This is a genomic window from Streptacidiphilus sp. MAP12-20 (assembly GCF_041262525.1).
Lineage (GTDB): Bacteria > Actinomycetota > Actinomycetes > Streptomycetales > Streptomycetaceae > Streptacidiphilus.
Genome location: NZ_JBGCCK010000016.1, coordinates 53,375 through 74,371, shown reverse-complemented (window position 1 = coordinate 74,371; position 20,997 = coordinate 53,375). Strand labels below are relative to the sequence as shown.

The following is a 20,997-nucleotide window of genomic DNA, read 5'->3' as shown; positions in this document are numbered from 1 at the left end:
GGCAACTCGTCAGAGGAGCGCGCGACCACCCGAGGAGGGGTTACGCGCTCAGCCGCGCGAGACCGGCAAGCGGCAGATCGACCGAGACGATGGTGCCTCGGCCCACCCAGGAGGAGAGCGCGAGCTCTCCTCCTACGCGTTCCACCCGGTCGCGCATCGCGCCCAGGCCCAGGCCCTCCGGCGCGGGCGCGCGCTCCGCGCCGGCGACGACGCCGGGCGGGAGGCCTACGCCGTTGTCGCGGACCTCGACGGTGAGCCGGTCCGCGAGGTAGCTGAGGATCACCTCGACCCTGGTCGCCCAGCCGTGGCGCAGCGCGTTGTTGACGGCTTCCTGGATCACCCGCAGCAGCGCGCTCTCGGTGGCCAGCGGCAGCCGGAAGGGAGCGCCCTTCAGGGTGAAGACGAGCCGCTGCTCGCCGCCGCGCACCTGCTCGCGGGCGATCAGGGTGCGCTGCACCAGGGCGACGTAGCGCCGCACGGCCGGCGGCAGGCCACCGTCGCCGAGCTCGGAGAAGGCGATGCCGTGGACGATGTCCCGCGCCTGCCCGAGGGCCACCGAGTTGATCTCGGCCGCGGCACGCAGCCGGGTCCTGGCCTTGTCGAGGTGGGCGACGCTCGTCAGCGACTCGTCGGCCGCCTGGAGCAGCATCGCCATGGCGGAGAGTCCCTGGGCGACGGTGTCGTGCACGTCCTGCGCCAGTCGGCCGCGCTCCTCGACCCGGCCCACCTCGCGCTCCTCCTCCATGGTCGACTCGCTGACCCGGCGCAACTCCTCGACCAGAGCCTTGTCACGGCAGCGGAGCCCGCCGATCAGCACCAGGCAACGGGCCAGCCCCAGCGCCAGGCCCGCGCCGACCAGGAGGCCGAGGAAGGGCAGCGAGCCCTGGGTGCCGTGGACGAGCATGCGCAGCAGCAGCGCTGCCCCGGTCAGCCCGCCGATCACGTGGCCGGGACGGACCGGCAGCACCAGCAGGTAGACGAAGTAGAGCGGGGCGAGGATGAGTTCGAACTCCAGCACCAGCACGGTGAGCGAGAGCCAGAGCGCGGTCAGCGCGACCAGCCAGAGCACGGCCTCCGGCACGACCTCCCGCGCCGTCGACCAGCGCGCCGCGTTCGCACCGACCCGGCGGCAGACCTGCGGCGCGAGCAGGTAGACGCCGCCGAAGGCGGCGAGCAGGCTGAGTACGAGGGGCGCCTTGTGGGGGTGACCCTCGAGGACGATCACATGGAACCCGACCAGCAGCAGCAGCGCGAGCATGATCAGGTGCACGGGTGCGCCGAGTCCCCGCCCGGTCCTTCGTGCCAGGTGCCCGATCCTGCGGACCTCACGGACCGTGCTGACCACTTCTCCCCCTCCGAACCTCGCGCGGGCTCGCTCCGTGTGCCTGTTCGGCATACCCCCACACGGCACGACAGCTTACTTCGCGGTCAATCGATCTTGGTGGCCCATTCGCGGATCTTGCCGATTCTGGCCTGAAGTTGGTTCGCGGTCGCCTGCGCGGTGAGCGGGCCGCCGCAGATCCGGCGCAGCTCGTTGTGGATGGTGCCGTGCGGCTGCCCGGTGCGGTGGTGCCAGGCGCCGACCAGGCCGTTGAGCTCCTTGCGCAGCTCCTGCAACTGCTGGTGGGTGACGACGGGTCGCTTCTCGGCTTCCAGCTCCAGCAGGTCGGCCTCCTCGGCCGGCTTGGTCTTGCTCCGCTGGATCTGCCGGTGCTGGCGACGCTGGAGCAGCATCTGCACCTGGTCGGGCTCGAGCAGGCCGGGGATGCCGAGGTAGTCCGACTCCTCCTCGGAGCCGGCATGCGCCTGCATGCCGAACTCCTTGCCGTCGTAGAGCACCCGGTCGAAGACGGCGTCGGACTCCAGCGCCTCCCACGGCAGGTCGTCCATGCCGCCGTCGGCCTCGTCCTTGGTCTTCTCGGCCTCAGCCAGCAGCGCGTCCTCCTCGGAGAAGAGGTCGTCCTCGTTGTTCTTCTTCGTCTTGTCGAGGATGTGGTCGCGCTGCACCTCCATCTCGTTGGCGAAGGAGAGCAGGGTCGGGATGGTGGGCAGGAAGACGGACGCGGTCTCACCGCGCTTGCGGGCGCGGACGAAGCGGCCGACGGCCTGGGCGAAGAAGAGCGGCGTCGAGATCGAGGTGGCGTAGACGCCGACGGCGAGGCGGGGGACGTCGACGCCCTCGGAGACCATGCGGACCGCGACCATCCAGCGCGAGGCGCCGGCGGAGAAGTCGGTGATGCGCTGTGAGGACTCGGCCTCGTCGGAGAGGACGAGCGTGGCGCCCTCGCCGGTGATCTCACGGATGATCTTCGCGTAGGCGCGGGCCGACTCCTGGTCGGAGGCGATGACGAGGCCGCCCGCGTCGGGGATCGACTTGCGCACCTCAGTGAGCCGGACGTCGGCGGCGCGCAGCACGTTGGGCATCCAGTCGCCCTGCGGCGCGAGCGCGGTGCGCCAGGCCTGGGCGATGACGTCCTTGGTCATCGGCTCGCCGAGCCGGGCGGCGAGCTCGTCGCCCGCCTTGGTGCGCCAGCGCATGTTGCCGCTGTAGGAGAGGAAGATCACCGGCCGGACGACGTGGTCCTGAAGCGCGTTGCCGTAGCCGTAGGTGTAATCGGCGACGCTGCGCCGGATGCCGTCGCCACCGGCGGCGTAGCCGACGAAGGGGATCGGGTTGGTGTCCGAGCGGAACGGCGTCCCGGTGAGCGCGAGGCGTCGGGTGGCCGGCTCGAACGCCTCCAGGCAGGCCTCACCCCAGGACTTGGAGTCGCCGGCGTGGTGGATCTCATCGAGGATCACCAGCGTCTTGCGGTTCTCGGCCCGGTTCCTGTGCAGCATCGGATTGACCCCGACGCCCGCGTAGGTGACGACGACGCCGTGGTAGTCCCGCGAGAGCGGACCGCTGCTGTACGCCGGGTCGAGCCTGATCCCTATCCGGGCGGCGGCCTCGGCCCACTGCTTCTTCAGGTGCTCGGTCGGCGCGACGACGGTGACCTGCTGCACGACATGGCTGTGCAGCAGGTACGACGCCAGCGTCAGCGCGAACGTGGTCTTCCCTGCGCCGGGCGTGGCCACCGCGAGGAAGTCGCGCGGCTGCTGCTCGACGTACTTCTCCATAGCGGCTTGCTGCCAAGCACGCAGCTTGCCGGCCGTACCCCAGGGCGCGCGGCCGGGGAAGGCGGGTGAAAGGTGGTGCGACGCGTGGGAAGAGGTGGCGGTACTCACGGTCTCCGGCGGGGTCGACGTCAGGAAAGCTGCCCACCGGACCCACCCGGGCCCTCGATCGGACAACCCGGCAAGCTTACCGGCGCGGGCGTCGGGCCGAGGGGAGCTCGGCCTCGCGTCACTTCCCGAGTCTGCTCAGCAGCAGGGCATGCGCTGCGGCGCAGCGCGCACCGATCCGCCGGACCTCCTCCCGATCCGCCTCGGTGGCGTTCATCCCAGCCGTTCCAGGAGTTCGCGCCAGCGGGCGGCTTCCTCGCGGGCGGTGGTGGCGACGCCGAGGGGGTGGCCGTGGGCTCCGAGGTAGTCGCGCAGGACGCGGGAGGCCAGGGCCTGCGGGGTGAGGCCCTCGGCCTCCGACTGGACCAGCAGCGCGACCGAGAGAGGTTCGTCAAGGCTCACGTTCAGTGCCATGACTCCACGCTAGCGCCGACACGGGACCGATCAGGGTCGGGCGCGGCCGCAGACCGCGACGCCGATGGCCATGAACGCCGTCATCGCGACGAAGACCGCCATGAAGCCCGAGGTCGTGCCGGTGCCGAGGGTGGTGAACAGCACACCGGCGAGGCCGGTGCAGACGATGTTGCCCAGCGCGTCGCTGACCTGGAGGGACGCCGAGTTCGCGCCGGTCTCCTCGGGAGCGGAGAGGGCGAACAGCAGCACGCCGATGCTCGCGATCGCCAGCCCCATACCGCAGCCGCCCAGCGTCCACGCGGCCGCGACCAGCGGCGCCGGCGCGGACGGCTGTGCCGCGAGGGCGACCAGGCCCACCGCGACCGTCGCCACGGCGAGGCCCGCCTGGACCAGGCGCAGCCGGTAGGGCTCCGCCCACGGGCGTCCCTGGAGCCAGGAGCCGCCGGCCCAGGCGATGCCGCCGCCGGCGAGCGAGAGCCCGGCGAAGGTCGGCGAGTAGCCGTGCTGGGTGATCAGCATCAGCGGGATGAACGCCTCGGCCGAGATGAACGCGCCCGCGGCGATGCCGCGCAGCAGGATCACCGTCGGCAGCCCGCGGCGCGCGCGGAAGGTTCCGCGGGGCAGCAACTGCAGCGCGGCGGGGACCAGCAGCGCCGCGCCCAGCGCGGCGGGCGGCAGCGACCACAGGTCCAGCCGCTGCCCCGCGTACTGCAGCAGACCGGCGCCGACGGAGAGCGCGAGCGCCAGCCGCAGCCGTCGCCGGTCCAGCGGCTGACCGTCGGCGTCACCGCCGTGCAGGCCACGCAGCTGCGGCAGCATCAGCACCAGCGGGGCGACGATGAGCACCGGTATCGACAGGAAGACCCAGCGCCAGCCGATGTGCTGGGTGACCGTCCCGGCGACCAGCGGACCGATCACCGACGGCAGCACCCAGGACGCGGCGAAGGCCGCGAAGACCTTGGGCCGCAGCCGCTCCGGATAGCGCAGTCCCACCACGACGTAGAGCGCGACGATCACCAGCCCGGCGCCGAACCCCTGGGTGACCCGCCCGCCGACGAAGGTCCACATCGAGGTCGCGGTCCCGGCCAGCACCAGCCCGACCCCGAACACGGCGATCCCGACGCCCAGCGGGAGCATCGGCCCGCGCTTGTCGCACCACTCCCCCGAGACCACCATCGCGAGCAGGCTGGAGGTGAAGAAGCCGGTGAAGGCGAAGGCGTAGAGCCCCACCCCGTGCAGCGCCTTCGCGGCGACGGGCAGGGCCGTGTTGACCGCCATCGCCTCGAACGCGATCAGCAGCACGCAGGCCACGATGCCGATCGTGAGCATGCGGAACGGACGGTCGAGAATCCCGGCGGACGCGTCGTCGACGCCCGTGGGATGGGTGAGGGTGGTCACTGACCGAGTGTAAGGGGTGGATCGGGAGATTGCCCCTGTCGTTTGTTGCGCCCGATGACGGGCCCGTTGCCCCGGATCAAGCCTCGGCCGGAAGCGTTGACCCAACCCGGGCACCCTCCCGTAACGTCATTCCCACGAGAGAACAACTCGCCCGTGTGCCCGAGTGGTTGAGGGAACCGCCTGCAAAGCGGTTTACGCCGGTTCGATTCCGGTCATGGGCTCCACCGACTGACGCACGTCCCGGCCGCGTGTGCCTCGAACTCGCCGGGGAAGTCGGCCAGCGCACCGACCAGCAGCCGGGCGGCTTCGTCCGCGTGGCGGCAGCGCCCGCGGACGCGGGACTGGGTGGCCCAGCGGACGACGGTGTCGAATGCCCCCGGTCGGCTCAGATCCGCGAGCGCGGCGGCGATGCGGGGCAGATCGCCCCGGCAGTCGCACGCCTGCGCGCGGAGCAGCAGCAGTGTCTCGGCGACCCCGCAGAATTTCGCGGGCGCGACGGTGGTGGTCATCCGGGGGCTACTTCTTCGTGTTCGTCACGCGGGCGACGACGACCGTCCCGCTCTTCGGGTTGAGCCGACGGAGCGGGGCCTCGCCGGGGCGCTTGGAGGCTGCGTTGAGAATCATGGTGTTGCTCCCGTCGTCGTGTTCGTTTTCCGACTACGAGGGCAACCTTGCGCACCGCCCGTGAGAAGCCGATGAGCGTTCTGTCCCATTCGGGATGAGAGTCGGAATTGAGGCTCACCGACCGGCAGGCTCGAACCCGGCAAGCATCTGCTCCAGCGCCGCCTGGTCCGGCCCCACGAACGGCGCAGAGCCGGCCGCCGAGCCGAGGGTGTCGACCATCCGCCCGGTGATTCCCTGGGCCGGCGGCAGATGCGTCGACAGGACGAGGTCCGGCTCCCGCTCCCGCAGCGGCCCGAAGGTCCCGAGGAACTTCTGCTCGTCGACGTTCTGCACCCACGGACTGTCCACGCTCGCCCACAGCAGTTGGGCCGCCCGCAGCTCCTCGACGCCGACCGCGCCGACGTCGGGACATTCGGCCAGCTCCGCGCTGGGCAGTGGTCCGCCGAAGCAGTCCGAGCTGAAGCAGACGCCGGACAGCTCGTCGAAGAAGCCGACGGTAGCCGGGTTGTCGAACAGCGGCGGCCGGAACCCCGTCAGAGTGCGGTCGCCGACGTCCAGCGACTGCCCGGGATTGAGCAGGTACAGCCGGTCCATCGGCAGCGGCCGCTCGCAGGACATGATCCCGGCCGCCACGAAGGTGGTCACGACACGCGCCTTGGGCGCCGCCTCCAGCAGTTCGAAGATCCCGCCCGTGTGGTCCCGGTCCGGGTGGGTCAGCCAGATCCATCGCACGTCGGGAGGGTCCAGCACGGTGGTGAGCGTGGCCAGGAAGTCCCGGTCGGGCAGGCCGAGCCCGGTGTCGACGACGACCGGCTCCGCGGCGTGCAGGACGAAGGCGTTGACGGGGACGTGCCCCATCCCGGGCACCTCCAGGCTGTCGCTCAGGACGCTGATGTCAGGTCTGATCCGGTGGACAGGCATGGCGAGCCCTCCACCCCCCGGGGTGGCGACCATTCGCGGCGGCACGGTCCATCCTCGTCCGCTACGGGCCGCGCCGCCACCAGGGCCAGGCCGGGACCTCGGCGGATCAGCCGACCGCGGCGTCCTCCGGGCGGATCGGGAGCCGGGTCACGACCATGCCCGTCGCCGCCCGCACCGCGGAGGCGATGGCGGAGGGCGCCACGACCGCGCTCGCCGCGCCGACCGCCTTCGCGCCGAAGGGGGCCACCACGTCGCGGTCCTCGATCAGCGCCGCGACGCGGATGTCCGGGGCGTCGAGCGCGGTCGGCAGGCGGTAGCCGACGAAGTTCGGGGCCAGGACGCGGCCGTCGCCGACGGCCAGCTCCTCCATCAGCGCCAGGCCGAGGCCCTGCGTCACACCGGCCTCCACCCGCGCCGCGATCTGCCGCGGGTTGAGCGCCCGACCGACGTCCTGCGCCGCCGTGACCTCGACGACGCGGACCGTGCCGAGCTCGATGTCCACGTCCACGACCGCCCGCATCGCGCAGAAGCCGATGCTGACGAAGGCGTCGCCCTGGCCCGTCTCCGGGTCCAGCGGCTCGGTCGGGTGGGGGCGGCACTGCGCCGTCGCCCAGAGGTCCTTGCCCTCCAGCGCCTCCAGGACCGGCATGCCGAGCACGCCGTCGTAGGAGGTGATCCGGCCGTCCTTGATGCTGAGCAGCTCCGGCGACATCGCGAAGCGCGCCGCCAGCGGCTGCAGCAGCTGCTGGCGGACCATCAGCGCCGCGCGCTCCACCGCGCCGCCCGCGACCCAGGTCTGCCGACCGCGCGCGGACGGGCCGGCCGCCGGCTGGTCGGTGTCGACCGGGGCGATGTAGACCTCGTCGACGCCCAGGATCTCCTGCACGATCTGCTTGGCCAGCGTCGCGAAGCCCGTCCCCGGGTCGACCGCCGCGCAGATCACGGACGCCTGCGAGCCGGTGACCCGGACCGACGCCGTGGCGACCTCGTCGGCGCCCTCGATGCCGAGCATGTGCACCATGCCGACCGCGTAGCCGATCCCGCGCCGCACCGCCGCCGGGTCGCCCGCGCCGCCGGGGCCCTCGGGGAGCAGCCACTCCGCGTCCGGCTGGTCGACCGGCAGCGGCGGCAGCGGCTCGTCCGCGACGGCGTCCAGCAGCTCGCGGACGGGGGCCGGGCAGGTGACGGCCTGTCCGGTGGGCAGCAGGTCGCCCGTCGCCATGACGTTGCGGCGGCGGATCTCCAGCGGGCTCAGGTCGAGCGTGGTGGCGAGCCGGTCCAGCTGCGACTCGTAGGCGAAGCAGACCTGCAGCGCGCCCTCGCCGCGCATCCGCCCGGCGGGCGGGTTGTTGGTGCGCACCGCCCAGGCGTCGACGAAGACGTGCGGGACGACGTAGGGGCCGGCGGCCATCGCGGCGGCGGAGGCCAGCGCCTCGCTCGACACGTCCGCGTAGGCGCCGCCGTCCAACAGGATCTGCGCCTCGACCTTGACCAGGCGGCCCTCGGCGTCGGCGTGGTGGCGGTACCTGAGCAGGGTGGGGTGGCGGTGCGCGTGGGTGAGGAAGGACTCCTCGCGGGTCAGCGCCATCTTGACCGGGTGGCCGGTGCGGATCGCCAGCAGCGCGAGGGTGGCCTGGAAGCCGATGTCGTCGCGGTCCGCGGTGGCGCCGGGGACGCCGGAGACCACGAGACGGACCCGGTCGGGCTCGATGCCGAGGCAGGAGGCCGCGCGGTCACGGTCGCCGTGCGGGTCGGTGGAGGCGACGTGCAGCTCGACGCCGCCGTCCGGGCGCGGCACGGCCAGCCCGGCCTCGGCGCCGATCGGCGCCGGGTCCTGACGGCCCACCTGGTACATGCCCTCGACGACGATCTCGCCGACGACCTCGGGGTCGCCGAAGCGGATCGGCAGCTGCCGGAAGACGTTGCCGTCGGGGTGCAGCGGAGGGGCCTGGAAGGCCTGCTCGGGATCGGTCAGCGGCGGCAGCGGCTCCCACTCGACCAGGATCGCGGCGGCGGCCAGCCTGGCCGTGTCGGGGTGGTCGGCGGCGACGGCCGCGAAGGGCTCGCCGTGGTGGCGGACCACCTCGGCGGCGAGCACCGGACGGTCGGCGACGACGGGCCCGGTGGGCGCGCCGTTCGGCGCGCCGTCGGGGCCGGTCGGCAGGTCCTCGGCGGTGAGCACGGCGTAGACGCCGGGGACGGCGAGTGCCGGGCGGGTGTCGAGGCTGACGATGCGTGCGTGCGCGTAGGGCGAGCGCGCGAGCGCGCCCCAGAGGAGGCCTTCGGCCCAGAGGTCGGCGGCGTAGGGGTAGACGCCCATCGCCTTCGCGGCGGCGTCCTCCCGCAGCGGGGAGGCGCCGATAGCTCCGCTGGTCAGCGCCTGCTCGGCCGCCTGCGCGGGAGTGGGCGCGGCGGCGTCGGGAGCGGGCGCCGTCCCGGACGGGGTCGTCGTCGCTGTCGCCGTGAGCAGGCTCCCGCCCAGCGCGGCGCCCGTGGCACTGCCGGGCGCGCCCTCGCGCACGGTGGTCAGATTGGTGAGCGTGTCCTCGCCGGACGACCCGGATGGGGCGGAGGGGGTGGTCACGAACCGGCCTCCTGGCCGTGCTGGTGGGGCAGGACATAGACGCCGGTCGTGGGGTCGAGCGACATCGCAGGCTCGCCGTACCCACCACCGGGCGGCGCTCCGTAGTGGTAACCACCGGCCTCCGCGTGGCCTTCGGCGATCGCCTCGACCTGGAACGAGCCGGTCACATCCGCGTAGCCTTCGCCCCGCAGCGCACCGACCTCGAACGAACCGGTCACGTCCGCGCCGAAGGCGCCGCCGTGGGCGAAGTGGTCCTCGCGCAGCGCGCCGACCTGGAACGAACCGGTCGCGTCCGCGCCGGGACCGGCCGCGTGGCCCTCGGCCCACAGCCCGCCGACATGGAACGAACCCGTGGTGTCCGCGCCGAAGGCATCCGCATCCGAACCCACACCGGAATCCGGGGGCAGCACGGCGACCCGGAACGAACCGGTGGTCTCCGCGCCCAGGCCCGCGAACGCGGTGGGGCCGGTCGTGGGCGGTTGGGGGTCGGCGGGTGGGGTGTCCGCGCGGAGGCGGGCCGCCGCCGCCGCGGACTGGGCGCGGAAGCCCGCGCCGAGCGCGGGGCCGAGACGGACCTCGCCCGTGCGTTCCGCATCAGGGACCTGGGGACCGGCCTGATCCTGCATCGGCGGGGCGCCGACCAGGAGGGAGCCGGTCGCCTCCGCCCCGGCCGGGGCCGGGTCGGGGAGCTGGACCGAGCCGGCCGCGCTGCGCGTACCCGGACCGTCGGCCTGGCCGGGGAAGCGGCCGCCGAACGGGCCGCCAGGGTAGGGCCCCTGGCCGTAGCCGGAGCCGTCCTGCCCGTGCCCGTCGTGACCGCCGTACCCCTGGTCGCCGTACCCGGACGACCCGTCCGGGTAGCCGGGGTCGTGGGGGGTGGCGTAGCCGTAGCCGCCGCCGTGCTGCGGGGGGACGTCGACGTAGACCGGCAGTTCCGTCTCGCCGTCGTCGTCGAGCAGTTCGTCCGTCGTCTCGTCCAGCACCGGGATGGGCAGCGGGACCAGTTCCTCCACCGGGGAGGTCGCCTCGATCAGTCCGTCGACCGGGCCCTCGCCGAAGTAGCCGACCCCTGCCGGGGACGAGTCCGCGCTCTCGCCGTCCTCCTCCGCCGCGTCCGTGCGCGTGCCGGCGACCGCGCGGACCGCGGCCAACGCGCCCTGGTAGCCGGTGCAGCGGCACAGGTTGCCGCACAGCGCCTGCCGGGCTTCGAGCTCGCTCGGGTGGTGGTTCCGCTCCAGCAGGTCGTGCACCGCCATGGCCAGGCCCGGCGCGCAGTAGCCGCACTGCACCGCGCCGCTGTCGGCCAGCGCCTGCTGCACGTCGGAGGGGACGCCGTCCTCGGCCAGGCCCTCGACCGTGCGGATCTCGACCCCGGCCGCGAGCGCTGCAGGCACCAGGCAGGCGGCCGTCAACTGGCCGTCGACCTGCACCGAGCAGGCGCCGCACTCGCCCTGTTCGCAGCCGCCCTTGGCGCCCGCGAGGCCGAGCCGCTCACGCAGCACGTAGAGCAGGCTCTCGCCGATCCACGCGTCGTTGACCGGCCGCTCCAGACCGTTGACTCGGAGCGTGTAGGAGGCGCGCGGCGAGTCCTCCGCGCCGAATCCCAGCGAGGCAGTCAGATAATCCGTCACTTCAGCGCCCTCCCGAGTGCGCGGCGGGCCAGTACGGACACGGTACGCCGCAGCCGCTGGGCTGCGGGCGCGGGGTTCTCGAACGTCGCAGCCCCCAAGGTCCCGGCCTCCTCGCCGACGTCGGGCACGCACGCCGAGGCGACGTACTCGCCGAACGCCTGCGCCACCGCGGGGTCCACGGACCGTTCGGCGTCCCAGTCGATGCAGCCGGCCACCCACTGCTCGGCCTCCAGCGGCCGCAGCGGTACGGGCGCGACCGCGCCGACCGCGCAACGCACCGCGCGCCGCGCCGGGTCGAGGACCAGCGCGACCGAGGCCACGGCACGCGCCGGACCGGTCCGGCCGCCGGACTTGAGGAAAACCTGGGGGGCGTGCAGCAGCGGAACCCGGACAAAGGCCAGCAACTCGCCCGCGCGCAAGGGGTCCAAACCGGTCAGAAGGTGACTGACCGCCACTTCTCGCCCACCGTCGGGCCCGACCAGGGTGACCGTCGCCTCCAGCGCGGACAAAACCGGCAAAGTATCCCCTGCCGGATGCGCGCTGACGATGTTGCCGCCCAGCGTGCCGACGTTGCGCACCTGCGGCGGGCCGACGGTTCCGGCAGCCTCGGCCAGCGCGGGGATCAGCGCGGCGAAGTCGGGACGGGCCATGCGCGCGTGAGTCAGGCCGGCGCCGAGCAGCGCCGCGCCGTCCTGGTACTGCCAGCCTCTGAGCTCGGTGACCCGCCCCAGCCCGAGCAGCGCCATCGGGCGCAGCAGCCCGGCGTTGACCGCACCCATCAGGTCGGTCCCGCCCGCGACCGGCACCGCGCCCGGCGACGCCGCCAATGCGCTGACGGCCTCGTCCAGCGAGGCCGGGAGCATGATCGTCTGGTTCACTCGTGTCCCACCGTGCTCGGGCCGCTCACGCCGCCACCCTCCTGGCCGTACGGTACGTGGAAACGCACCTGCTGCGCACCCTCCTGTGGTGGCGTGGAAGCACCACTGTGGCACACCGACCGAAGGGTGCGGGCGGGGGTCGGGACTACGACGCCCGCTACAGCGGTCGGCCGAGTACGCCCGGACGGCGCTGCCACGGACGCGGACCCTCCGGCCGCCGGTAGTCGACGCCGAGGGCGTCGAGGCGGGCGTAGTGGGTCCGCATCCGCGCGGCGAAACCGGGGAAGTCGCGTGCCTCCGGCTCGCGCGGCAGCTCGGACCAGGCGACCTCGGCGAACGCGGCCAGGCGCGGGAACGCGTGGTAGTCGACCTCGCGTCCGTCGTCCATGAACTCGGTCCAGAGATTCGCCTGAGTGCCGATCACGTGCCCGGCCGCCTCGGCGTCCTGACGCAGCTGCGGCGGCAGCGGCTCATAGCGGTAGACGTCCTCGAGCGTGCGGACGTAACCCACCGGGATCGGCTCATCCGCGCCGTCGGACTCGCGATGGTCCAGGTAGACGTACTGCTCCGGACACATCACGACGTCATGTCCCGCCTGCGCGGCGGCGATCCCGCCCTCGTAGCCCCGCCAGGACGACACCGCCGCGCCGGGAGCCAGGCCGCCTTCAAGAATCTCGTCCCACCCGATCAGGCGTCGCCCGCGCTCCGCGAGCCAGCGGTCGAAGTGGCGGATGAACCAGCTCTGCAGCTCGTCCTCGTCGGCCAGCCCTTCCTGCTTGATCCGCGCCTGCGCCGCGGCGCTGGCGCGCCACTGCTCCTTGGGGCACTCGTCGCCGCCGAGGTGCACGAAGCTGGAGGGGAAGATTTCCAGGATTTCGGTGAGAACGTTCTCGTAGAAGCGCAGCGTCGCGTCCTCGACGTTGAGCACATTGGGGTTGATGCCCCAGTCCGTCCAGGTCTGCAACGCGGTCGTGTCCACGACGTCGCGGTTGCCGAGCTCGGGGTAGGCGGCGATCGCGGCCTGCGAGTGGCCGGGAATGTCGATCTCCGGGACGACGGTGATCTGCCGGGCGGCGGCGTACGCCACGATCTCGCGCAGGTCGTCCCGGGTGTAGTAGCCGCCGTGCGGACGGTCGTCGCGGCGGTTGCCGTCGCGGAAGCCGACCATCGAGCGCTCGCGGGACGCGCCGACCTCGGTCAGCCGCGGGTACTGCTCGATCTCGACGCGCCAGCCCTGGTCGTCGGTCAGGTGCAGGTGCAGCACGTTGAGCTTGTGGGCGGCCAGCAGGTCCAGGTAGCGCAGCACGTCCGCTTTGGGCAGGAAGTGCCGGGCGACGTCCAGCAGCACCCCGCGCCAGCCGAAGCGCGGCGCGTCCTGCACGGTGACGAAGGGCAGCGCCCAGCCGTCCTCCGGCCGCACCGCCGCCCGCCGGTACGCCTGCGGCCCGAGCAGCTGACGCAGCGTCTGCGCACCCCAGAAGAGCCCGGCGGCGCTGCCACCGCTGAGCGCGACGCCCTCCGCGTCCACGACGAGGCGGTAGCCCTCGGCGGCCAGGTCACCCTCGTCGAGCGTGAGCCGGATGCCGCCCGGACCGGAGGCGGGCAGCAGCGGCAGGCCGGTCGCCGCGCCGAGCTCGGTGCGCAGCCAGGCGGCGACGCCCTCGGTGCCCGGACCACCACCGAGCGCGGTCGCGTCGGTGAGAGCGAACGAGCCCGCCCCGGCGGGCTGGGCGAGGGACAGCGGCGCGGGTATGAGGTGCATGGCCTCATCCTGCCGCGCCACCACCGCGAGGACCAGCTACGAAAGGCCCTTGTCGTCAAGGACCCTTACTTGCCCTTGTCGCCCTTGTCCTTGCCCTTGTCGCCACCCGGGGTCATGCCCTCCCAGATCTCCTTGCAGAGGGGACAGACGGGGTACTTCTTCGGATCGCGGCTCGGCACCCAGACCTTGCCGCAGAGCGCGACCACAGGCGTGCCGGAGAGCGCGCTCTCCATGATCTTGTTCTTGTCGGCGTAGTGGGCGAAGCGCTCGTGGTCGCCGTCGCCGTGGGAGGTCTGCGGGACCTCCTCGACCAACGTGCCGGTACCGGTGCCGGTGACGCGCTCGGGCTCAAGGGTGCTCATGACGCGCAAGTCTAATTGGGACCGCCCCGTCCGGGTCGGCTCGGGCCGCCACTCGGTTCGATCCGCGAGTCAGTTCAGGCTGGGATCGTCGGGATAGGTCGCCACCAGCGCCAGCTCGCCCCGCTGGCGGCGCAGCACCGCGCGCCACAGCCGCTCGGGGTCCGGCGCGGAGACGTCGCCCGGCTCGGAGTCCACGACGTACCAGGCGCCCTCCAGCAGCTCGTCCTCCAGCTGACCGGGCGCCCAGCCCGCGTAGCCCGCGAAGACGCGCAGCGCGCCGAGCTCGGCGGCGAGCAGCTCCGGCGGGGCCTCCAGATCCACCAGACCGATCGCCCCGTGCACCCGGCGCCAGCCGAGCACCTCCTCCTCGCCCTGCTCCCCCGGTACGACGGCCAGCGCCAGCGCGGAGTCGAGACCGACAGGTCCGCCCTGGAAAACGACGGCCGGCGCCCCGGCCAGCTCCGCCCAGGACTCCAGCACCGCGCCCACCTCCACCGGCGTCGGCCGGTTCAGTACGACGCCGAGGGTGCCCTCGGTGTCGTGGTCGAGCAGCAGCACGACCGCCCGGTCGAAGTTCGGATCGGTCAGTGCGGGCGTGGCCACCAGCAGGCGGCCCGTGAGCGAGACGGGCTCCGTCATGCCAGACATGATCCCGCAACCGGCCGCCGCGCGGCGTCAGAACGCGCAGCGGGCTCTGCCCCGGTACGCGGAGTGAGAGCTTCCCCACAGCCGTAAAGGGCCCATTTGCACTCCGGCCAGGGAAGCAGCCATTTCCCGCCCGTAAGGAACCACGGTTCGGGCCACTACCATCTCTCAGGGTGCGCACACCCCTGTGCACTCTCTTGAACTGTCTTGACCGTCCGCCTCCCCGACCACCCCAGGATCGCGAGAACATGACCGACGATGTCCTGATCGTCCACGGCGGTACGCCGCTGGAAGGCGAGATCCGTGTCCGCGGCGCGAAGAATCTCGTGCCGAAGGCCATGGTGGCCGCGCTGCTGGGCCACGAGCCGAGCCGGCTCCGCAACGTGCCGGACATCCGCGACGTGAAGGTGGTGCGCGGCCTCCTGCAGCTGCACGGCGTGACCGTGCGCAGCGGCGAGGAGGAGGGCGAGCTCGTCCTCGACCCCACCTACGTCGAGAGCGCCAACGTCACCGACATCGACGCGCACGCGGGCAGCTCGCGCATCCCGATCCTCTTCTGCGGCCCGCTGCTGCACCGGCTCGGCCACGCGTTCATCCCCGGTCTCGGCGGCTGCGACATCGGCGGACGCCCGGTGGACTTCCACTTCGACGTGCTGCGGCAGTTCGGCGCGGTCATCGAGAAGCACCCGCAGGGCACGGTGCTGACCGCACCGCAGCGGCTGCGCGGCTGCAAGATCGAGCTGCCGTACCCGTCGGTGGGCGCGACGGAGCAGGTGCTGCTGACGGCGGTGCTGGCCGAGGGCGTCACCGAGCTGACGAACGCGGCGATCGAGCCGGAGATCGTGGACCTCATCTGCGTGCTGCAGAAGATGGGCGCGATCATTTCGATGGGCACCGACCGGACCATCCTCATCACGGGTGTGGACCGCCTCGGCGGCTACAACCACCGCGCCCTGCCGGACCGCCTGGAGGCGGCCTCCTGGGCGTGCGCGGCGCTGGCCACGCAGGGCGACATCTACGTCCGTGGCGCGCGCCAGCTGGAGATGATGACCTTCCTGAACACCTTCAGGAAGGTCGGCGGCGCCTTCGCGGTGGACGACGAGGGCATTCGCTTCTGGCACCCGGGGGGCGAGCTCAAGGCCATCGCGCTGGAGACGGACGTCCACCCCGGCTTCCAGACGGACTGGCAGCAGCCGCTGGTCGTGGCCCTGACGCAGGCCTCCGGCCTCTCCATCGTCCACGAGACGGTCTACGAGTCCCGTCTGGGCTTCACCTCGGCGCTGAACCTGATGGGCGCACACATCCAGCTCTACCGGGAGTGCCTGGGCGGCACGCCGTGCCGCTTCGGACGGCGCAACTTCCTGCACTCGGCGGTCGTCTCGGGCCCGTCCAAGCTCCAGGGCGCGGAACTGGTCATCCCGGACCTCCGCGGCGGCTTCTCCTACCTGATCGCGGCCCTCGCCGCCCAGGGCACCTCGCGGGTCCACGGCATCGCGCTGATCAACCGCGGCTACGAGAACTTCATGGACAAACTGCGGGCGCTGGGCGCGGACATCGAGCTCCCGAGCGAGGCGAAGTAGCTTCTGCAACAACACAGCGAGCCGGTCACTCCGCTGACGCGGAGTGACCGGCTCGCTGTGTCAGACGCCTAGGGCTTACTTGCCCTTGGCGGCCTCCTTGAGCTTGGAGCCCGCCGAGACCTTGACGCTGAAACCGGCGGGGATGTTGATCGGGTCGCCGGTCTGCGGGTTCCGGGCGGTACGAGCGGCACGGTGGGTGCGCTCGAAAGTCAGGAAGCCGGGGATGGTGACCTTCTCGTCGCCCTTGGCGACGACGTCGCCGACGACCTCGGCGAAAGCCGCGAGGACGGCGTCCGCGTCCTTGCGGGTCACCTCGGCGCGCTCGGAGAGCGCGGCCACCAGCTCACTGCGGTTCATGTGTACTCCATTGTGGTCTGTCGCGTTGCGATCCTCGGCTGCCCCGGAGGACCGCCGCCTCGGCTGCCGGGACGACCCACCGTTCAGCTTGGCTGTGGTGGCGTCCCAACAGGCGATGGGGTGTGCCTGAGCACGAATCCTGCCCCCACTGCCGCCGGTAAAGCGAATCCGGCACCCGCGAGAGTCACACGAACAGCGCCAAGCGGCTCCGCCCGGACTCTCGCCGGTCACTTTAGGCGGACGTTTCCGCATCTGTCGGAAACGACGCGCCGAAGCAACCGTATCGGTTGCTGTGCGTAGTCCCCAAAACCGAACCGCCGAGCGGGACGTTGCAACTCCTTGGGGGCGCGAGGAACTGCGCGAGCAACCACCCTGTGCGGATGGCCCTGCGCATTGAGGACCATCCGCACGCCGGTGGCTTGTCGCGCAGTTCCTCGCGCCCCTGAGAAGTTGCAACGTCCCTCAGTGTCAGGGAGTCACGATGGGAAAGCTGCCCGTCTCAGACAGCTGCGCCTGCGCCGTGCCGGCGGCATGCGCCGCCTCCCGGACCGCCGCTGCGACCGTCTTCGCCACGTCCGGGTGGAAGACGCTCGGGATGATGTAGTTCGCGTTGCACTCCTCCGCGCTCACCGTCGCGGCCAGCGCCCGCGCCGCCGCCAGCATCATCTCCGTGTTGACCGTGCGGCTCTGAGCGTCCAGCAGGCCGCGGAAGACGCCCGGGAAGACCAGCACGTTGTTGATCTGGTTCGGGAAGTCGCTGCGCCCCGTCGCGACCACCGCGGCGGTCTGCCGGGCGACGGCCGGGTCGATCTCCGGGTCCGGGTTGGCCAGGGCGAAGACGATCGCGTCGTCCGCCATGGCGGCGATGTCGTCGCCGTCCAGGACGTTCGGGGCCGAGACGCCGATGAAGACGTCCGCGCCGTGCACGGCCTCCTTCAGGGAGCCCGTGCGGCCGCTGCGGTTGGTGTTCTCCGCGATCCAGCGCAGGGAGTCGTTCAGGTCGTCGCGGCCCAGGTGGACGACGCCCTTCACGTCCGCCACCGTCGCGTGCTCGACGCCCGCCGCCATCAGCAGCTTCAGGATCGCCGTGCCGGCCGCGCCCGCGCCCGACATGACCACCCGCACCTCGTTGATGTCCTTGCCGACCACCTGCAGCGCGTTCGTCAGCGCGGCGAGCACAACGATCGCCGTGCCGTGCTGGTCGTCGTGGAAGACCGGGATGTCCAGGGCCTCGCGCAGCCGCGCCTCGATCTCGAAGCAGCGCGGGGCGGAGATGTCCTCCAGGTTGATGCCGGCGAAGCCCGGGGCGATCGCCTTGACGATGGCCACGATCTCGTCGGTGTCCTGGGTGTCCAGGCAGAGCGGCCAGGCGTCGATGCCCGCGAAGCGCTTGAACAGGGCCGCCTTGCCCTCCATGACCGGCAGCGCGGCCATCGGGCCGATGTTGCCCAGCCCCAGCACCGCCGAGCCGTCCGTCACCACGGCGACGCTGTTGCGCTTGATGGTGAGGCGGCGCGCGTCCTCAGGGTTCTCGGCGATGGCCATGCAGACGCGGGCGACGCCGGGGGTGTAGATCATCGAGAGGTCGTCACGGTTGCGGATCGGCAGCTTCGAGGACATCTCGATCTTGCCGCCGAGGTGCATCAGGAAGGTGCGGTCGGAGACCTTGCCGATGGTGATGCCCTCGATGGTGCGGAGCTTCTCGACGATCTCCTCGGCGTGCGCGACCGAGATCGCGGCGATGGTGACGTCGATGCGCAGCGACTCGATGCCGGAGGCGGTCACGTCGAGGCCGGTCACGGTCCCGCCGGAGGACTCCACGGAGGTGGTGATCTGGCTCACCGCGTTGCCGCGGGCCGGAACCTCCAGTCGCACCGTGATCGAGTTGGAGACACTGGGAACCGCCGCCATCGACGTTGCCTTCTTCCTGTACCCGCGCTGCTTCGACTGCTGCTGTGGTTGAGTCGTCACGATCGTCCCACCTACTCGCCGGTAGGCGGAAATGTTGTTCCGCAAAGCGGACAGCGGGTGAGACGGGGCGGGTCTTTCTCCAGCGTTCTCACGCGAGGGGAATGCGTTTCCGAAGAGCTTTGTTACTCTGGCTGTACGACACCGGCTCGATCCAAGCCCCCGGGCCCAACCTTAGTCGCCTAGAGCGACCACTTGCCGCGAGGCGAGCATGGCGGGTCGGTGTCGTACCAGACGGAGAATCAGCGCGGGCCCCCTGCCGAATCGGTAGGGGGCCCGCGCTGTACTGATCCAGCCTCAGCCGTGCAGCAGGGCCGGGACGCCGGCCGCGTCCGGCAGGTCGAGCGGGCCGCTCAGCACAGTCAGCCGCTGCGTCGCACGGGTCAGCGCCACGTAGAGGACGCGCAGGCCCGCGTCCGACTCACCGGCGATGCCGGAGGGGTCGGCGACGACCGTCGCGTCGTACTCCAGGCCCTTGGCCTCCAGGCTGCCGAGCGCGACCGCACGCTCACCCAGGCCCTTGATCCACCCGCGCGCCTCCTCGCGGCGCTCCATCGGCACGACGATGCCGACCGTGCCCTCGACCTCCTCCAGCAGGCGTCGGACCTCCGCGCGCGCCGCGTCGCCCAGCGCCTCCTCGCGCGCGACCGCGGCGAAGCGCGGCTCGACGCCGGTGGAGCGCACCGCGACCGGCGGCTCGGTGCCCGGCGCGGCCTGCGCCAGGATGCGCGAGGCGATATCGGCGATTTCCGCCGGGTTGCGGTAGTTCGTGGTCAGCGTGAAGCGGCGACGCGGCTTTCCGGACAGCGTCTCGTCCATCGCCGCCTGGGCCTCCGCCGGGTCGATCCAGCTGCTCTGGGCCGGGTCGCCGACGATGGTCCAGGTCGCGTTGCGGGCGCGGCGGCCGACCATGCGCCACTGCATCGGGGTGAGGTCCTGGGCCTCGTCCACGATGATGTGGGCGTAGTCGCGCCGCTCGGCGGCGGCCGCCGCGACGCGCGCCTCCTGCTCCCTGCGCTGCCGGTCGCCGTAGACGGAGACCTCGTCCAGGCCGGTGAGCAGGTCCATCGGGTCGACCTCACGCACCCGTGCCCGGTAGGGCTCGCCGAGCAGCGTCTGGAGCTCGTCCAGCAGTGCCACGTCGTGGGCGCTGACGCCGCCGCGGCCCTGCCGGTCCAGGTGGCGCCAGGAGTCGGACAGCAGCCGCAGCTCCTGCCGGCTGAAAGCGCCGCGCGCCTGCCCGCCGAGCCGACGCTGGTCGGCGAGCGTGGCGAGCACCCGGCGCGGCGTCAGCGACGGCCACCAGGCCTCCAGGAAGTCGAGGAAGGCGTCCTCGTCGCTGACGTACTCGTCGAAGCTCTCACGCTGGCGCTGCTGCTCCTCGCGCTCGTAGCGGTCCACCGGCTTGGCCCGGCCGCGCTGGAGCTTCGCCCAGAGCGCGTCCAGCAGCAGCCGTCGGGCGCGCGGACGGAGCAGGTTGACCGGCGTGGTGCCGCCCAGGATGCCGCGGCGCAGCTGGCGCAGCGTCTCCGCGTCCAGTCGCAGCACCTCGCCCAGCGCGACGACGCGCAGCTCGGCGGGGGTGTCCCTGCTGTCGAGCGCGGCACGGGCGGCGCGGCGCAGCAGCGGCAGCATCCGCGAGGAGCCCTTGACCCTGGCCGCCTCGGGGCTGTCGTAGCGGTCGGCCTCCTCGCCCTCGACCAGGCTGCCGATCGCGCGGATCGCGACCTGGCCCTCCTCGCCGAGCGCGGGCAGGACGCCCTCGGTGTAGGAGACCAGCAGCGGGGTCGGGCTGACCACGAGGATGCCGCCCGCGTAGCGGCGACGGTCGTGGTAGAGCAGGTAGGCGGCGCGGTGCAGCGCGACGGCGGTCTTGCCGGTGCCGGGACCGCCGGTGACCAGGGTGGCGCCGGCCGCCTGCGCGCGGATGACCTCGTCCTGCTCCTGCTGGATCGAGGAGACGATGTCGCGCATGGCGTGTCCGCGCGCCCGGCCGAGCGTGGCCATCAGCGCGCCGTCGCCGACGATGGCGACGGGCCGGCCGTCGAGGCGCGGCTCCAGGTCCGGGCGGAGCAGGTCGTCCTCGACGCCCAGCACCTTGCGACCGCGCGAGCGGATCACACGGCGGCGCAGCACCCGGCCGGGCTGGCGCGGGGTGGCCCGGTAGAAGGGCGCGGCGGCGGGGGCCCGCCAGTCGATCACCAGCGGCCCGTACTCGGCGTCCAGCACCCCGAGCCTGCCGATGTGCAGGGTCTCGGCGATGTCCGGGTCGGCCGGGTCCAGCGGGGCCTGCGAGGGGAAGCCGTCCTCCTCGGGACGGTCCGGCTGCTGCAGGTCGATCCGGCCGAAGAGGAAGTCCTCGAACTCGTTGGTCAGCCGCTGCAGGTGCCGGCCGGCCTGGTACGCCTGGGCGTCGCGCTCGGCCAGCGCGCCGGGGGTACCGGCCATGAACTTGCGGTTGGCGTCGTCGAGGATGAACTCCGCCTCGGCGAGCTTCTCGCCGAGGCGGAGGTATACCTGGTCGAGGTGGGCCTGCTCGACCGCGACCTCACGGTCGAAGACGGTCCCGTCCACGGCGCCGTGGTCTGCGGAGCCGCGGTCTGCGGTTCTGCGGTCGGCGGTTCTGCGGTCGGCGGCGCCGTGATCGGCGG

Annotated in this window: 15 protein-coding genes, 1 tRNA gene and 1 pseudogene; 2 read left to right on the top strand and 15 right to left on the bottom strand. The window is 72.4% G+C overall.

Going from position 1 to position 20,997, the window contains the following annotated elements; translation table 11 throughout:
• Positions 1-40 precede the first annotated feature (40 nt).
• The 4 genes from ABIA32_RS22035 to ABIA32_RS22020 all read right to left on the bottom strand — a co-directional run bounded on the left by ABIA32_RS22035 (position 41) and on the right by ABIA32_RS22020 (position 5,034).
• Complete coding sequence (locus tag ABIA32_RS22035) at positions 41-1,345, bottom strand: sensor histidine kinase (RefSeq protein WP_370098086.1); 1,305 nt, start codon at positions 1,343-1,345, stop codon at positions 41-43.
• A gap of 83 nt (positions 1,346-1,428) precedes the next feature.
• The gene (locus tag ABIA32_RS22030) at positions 1,429-3,225 is read right to left on the bottom strand and encodes a DEAD/DEAH box helicase (protein ID WP_370098083.1); all 1,797 of its coding nucleotides are present in this window, start codon (positions 3,223-3,225) and stop codon (positions 1,429-1,431) included.
• A 210-nt stretch (positions 3,226-3,435) separates the two neighbouring features.
• Positions 3,436-3,636: a CopG family transcriptional regulator gene (locus ABIA32_RS22025; RefSeq protein WP_370098081.1), complete on the bottom strand. Its 201-nt coding sequence runs from the start codon at positions 3,634-3,636 to the stop codon at positions 3,436-3,438.
• Between the two features lie 30 nt (positions 3,637-3,666).
• Positions 3,667-5,034, bottom strand: a complete 1,368-nt coding sequence (locus tag ABIA32_RS22020; RefSeq protein WP_370098078.1) for an MFS transporter — start codon at positions 5,032-5,034, stop codon at positions 3,667-3,669.
• Positions 5,035-5,183: 149 nt separating this feature from the next.
• On the opposite strand from ABIA32_RS22020, the gene ABIA32_RS22015 reads away from it, so the two are divergent.
• A tRNA-Cys gene (locus ABIA32_RS22015) sits at positions 5,184-5,258 on the top strand.
• Here the strand turns inward: ABIA32_RS22015 and ABIA32_RS22010 are convergent.
• The 8 genes and pseudogenes from ABIA32_RS22010 to ABIA32_RS21975 form a co-directional block, all read right to left on the bottom strand.
• A complete protein-coding gene (locus ABIA32_RS22010) occupies positions 5,247-5,543 on the bottom strand; it encodes a hypothetical protein (RefSeq protein WP_370098075.1) in 297 nt (98 codons plus the stop codon). The two genes, ABIA32_RS22015 and ABIA32_RS22010, sit on opposite strands and share 12 nt — an antisense overlap.
• A gap of 229 nt (positions 5,544-5,772) precedes the next feature.
• Positions 5,773-6,579 carry an MBL fold metallo-hydrolase gene (locus tag ABIA32_RS22005; protein WP_370098073.1) on the bottom strand — a complete coding sequence of 269 codons (807 nt, stop codon included), beginning with the start codon at positions 6,577-6,579 and terminating at the stop codon, positions 5,773-5,775.
• 106 nt (positions 6,580-6,685) lie between these two features.
• Positions 6,686-9,061, bottom strand: coding sequence for a xanthine dehydrogenase family protein molybdopterin-binding subunit (locus ABIA32_RS22000; protein WP_370098346.1), 2,376 nt, complete (start codon positions 9,059-9,061; stop codon positions 6,686-6,688).
• Positions 9,062-10,274: 1,213 nt separating this feature from the next.
• Positions 10,275-10,746: pseudogene (locus ABIA32_RS21995) on the bottom strand ((2Fe-2S)-binding protein); the annotation flags it as partial.
• A gap of 44 nt (positions 10,747-10,790) precedes the next feature.
• A complete protein-coding gene (locus ABIA32_RS21990) occupies positions 10,791-11,657 on the bottom strand; it encodes a xanthine dehydrogenase family protein subunit M (RefSeq protein WP_370098343.1) in 867 nt (288 codons plus the stop codon).
• 172 nt (positions 11,658-11,829) lie between these two features.
• Positions 11,830-13,434, bottom strand: a complete 1,605-nt coding sequence (locus ABIA32_RS21985; RefSeq protein ID WP_370098070.1) for a beta-N-acetylhexosaminidase — start codon at positions 13,432-13,434, stop codon at positions 11,830-11,832.
• A gap of 65 nt (positions 13,435-13,499) precedes the next feature.
• A complete protein-coding gene (locus ABIA32_RS21980) occupies positions 13,500-13,796 on the bottom strand; it encodes a DUF3039 domain-containing protein (protein WP_370098067.1) in 297 nt (98 codons plus the stop codon).
• Between the two features lie 69 nt (positions 13,797-13,865).
• Complete coding sequence (locus tag ABIA32_RS21975) at positions 13,866-14,444, bottom strand: YqgE/AlgH family protein (protein ID WP_370098064.1); 579 nt, start codon at positions 14,442-14,444, stop codon at positions 13,866-13,868.
• 245 nt (positions 14,445-14,689) lie between these two features.
• Between ABIA32_RS21975 and murA the strand changes: the two genes are divergently transcribed.
• Complete coding sequence (murA, locus tag ABIA32_RS21970) at positions 14,690-16,021, top strand: UDP-N-acetylglucosamine 1-carboxyvinyltransferase (RefSeq protein ID WP_370098061.1); 1,332 nt, start codon at positions 14,690-14,692, stop codon at positions 16,019-16,021.
• A 75-nt stretch (positions 16,022-16,096) separates the two neighbouring features.
• Here the strand turns inward: murA and ABIA32_RS21965 are convergent, their stop codons facing one another.
• The 3 genes from ABIA32_RS21965 to ABIA32_RS21955 form a co-directional block, all read right to left on the bottom strand.
• The gene (locus ABIA32_RS21965; RefSeq protein ID WP_037605405.1) at positions 16,097-16,378 is read right to left on the bottom strand and encodes an HU family DNA-binding protein; all 282 of its coding nucleotides are present in this window, start codon (positions 16,376-16,378) and stop codon (positions 16,097-16,099) included.
• A gap of 468 nt (positions 16,379-16,846) precedes the next feature.
• Positions 16,847-18,289 carry an NAD-dependent malic enzyme gene (locus tag ABIA32_RS21960; protein ID WP_370098340.1) on the bottom strand — a complete coding sequence of 481 codons (1,443 nt, stop codon included), beginning with the start codon at positions 18,287-18,289 and terminating at the stop codon, positions 16,847-16,849.
• A 354-nt stretch (positions 18,290-18,643) separates the two neighbouring features.
• Positions 18,644-20,920, bottom strand: a complete 2,277-nt coding sequence (locus tag ABIA32_RS21955) for a UvrD-helicase domain-containing protein (RefSeq protein WP_370098058.1) — start codon at positions 20,918-20,920, stop codon at positions 18,644-18,646.
• Between the last annotated feature and the right edge of the window lie 77 nt (positions 20,921-20,997).

Bases quoted from the DNA above. Each gene is read 5' to 3' on its own strand.
- ABIA32_RS22025 (WP_370098081.1), bottom strand. From the start codon at position 3,636: ATGGCACTGAACGTGAGCCTTGACGAACCTCTCTCGGTCGCGCTGCTG.
- ABIA32_RS22010 (WP_370098075.1), bottom strand. From the start codon at position 5,543: ATGACCACCACCGTCGCGCCCGCGAAATTCTGCGGGGTCGCCGAGACA.
- ABIA32_RS22005 (WP_370098073.1), bottom strand. From the start codon at position 6,579: ATGCCTGTCCACCGGATCAGACCTGACATCAGCGTCCTGAGCGACAGC.
- ABIA32_RS21990 (WP_370098343.1), bottom strand. From the start codon at position 11,657: ATGCTCCCGGCCTCGCTGGACGAGGCCGTCAGCGCATTGGCGGCGTCG.
- ABIA32_RS21985 (WP_370098070.1), bottom strand. From the start codon at position 13,434: ATGCACCTCATACCCGCGCCGCTGTCCCTCGCCCAGCCCGCCGGGGCG.
- ABIA32_RS21980 (WP_370098067.1), bottom strand. From the start codon at position 13,796: ATGAGCACCCTTGAGCCCGAGCGCGTCACCGGCACCGGTACCGGCACG.
- ABIA32_RS21975 (WP_370098064.1), bottom strand. From the start codon at position 14,444: ATGTCTGGCATGACGGAGCCCGTCTCGCTCACGGGCCGCCTGCTGGTG.
- murA (WP_370098061.1), top strand. From the start codon at position 14,690: ATGACCGACGATGTCCTGATCGTCCACGGCGGTACGCCGCTGGAAGGC.
- ABIA32_RS21965 (WP_037605405.1), bottom strand. From the start codon at position 16,378: ATGAACCGCAGTGAGCTGGTGGCCGCGCTCTCCGAGCGCGCCGAGGTG.
- ABIA32_RS21960 (WP_370098340.1), bottom strand. From the start codon at position 18,289: ATGGCGGCGGTTCCCAGTGTCTCCAACTCGATCACGGTGCGACTGGAG.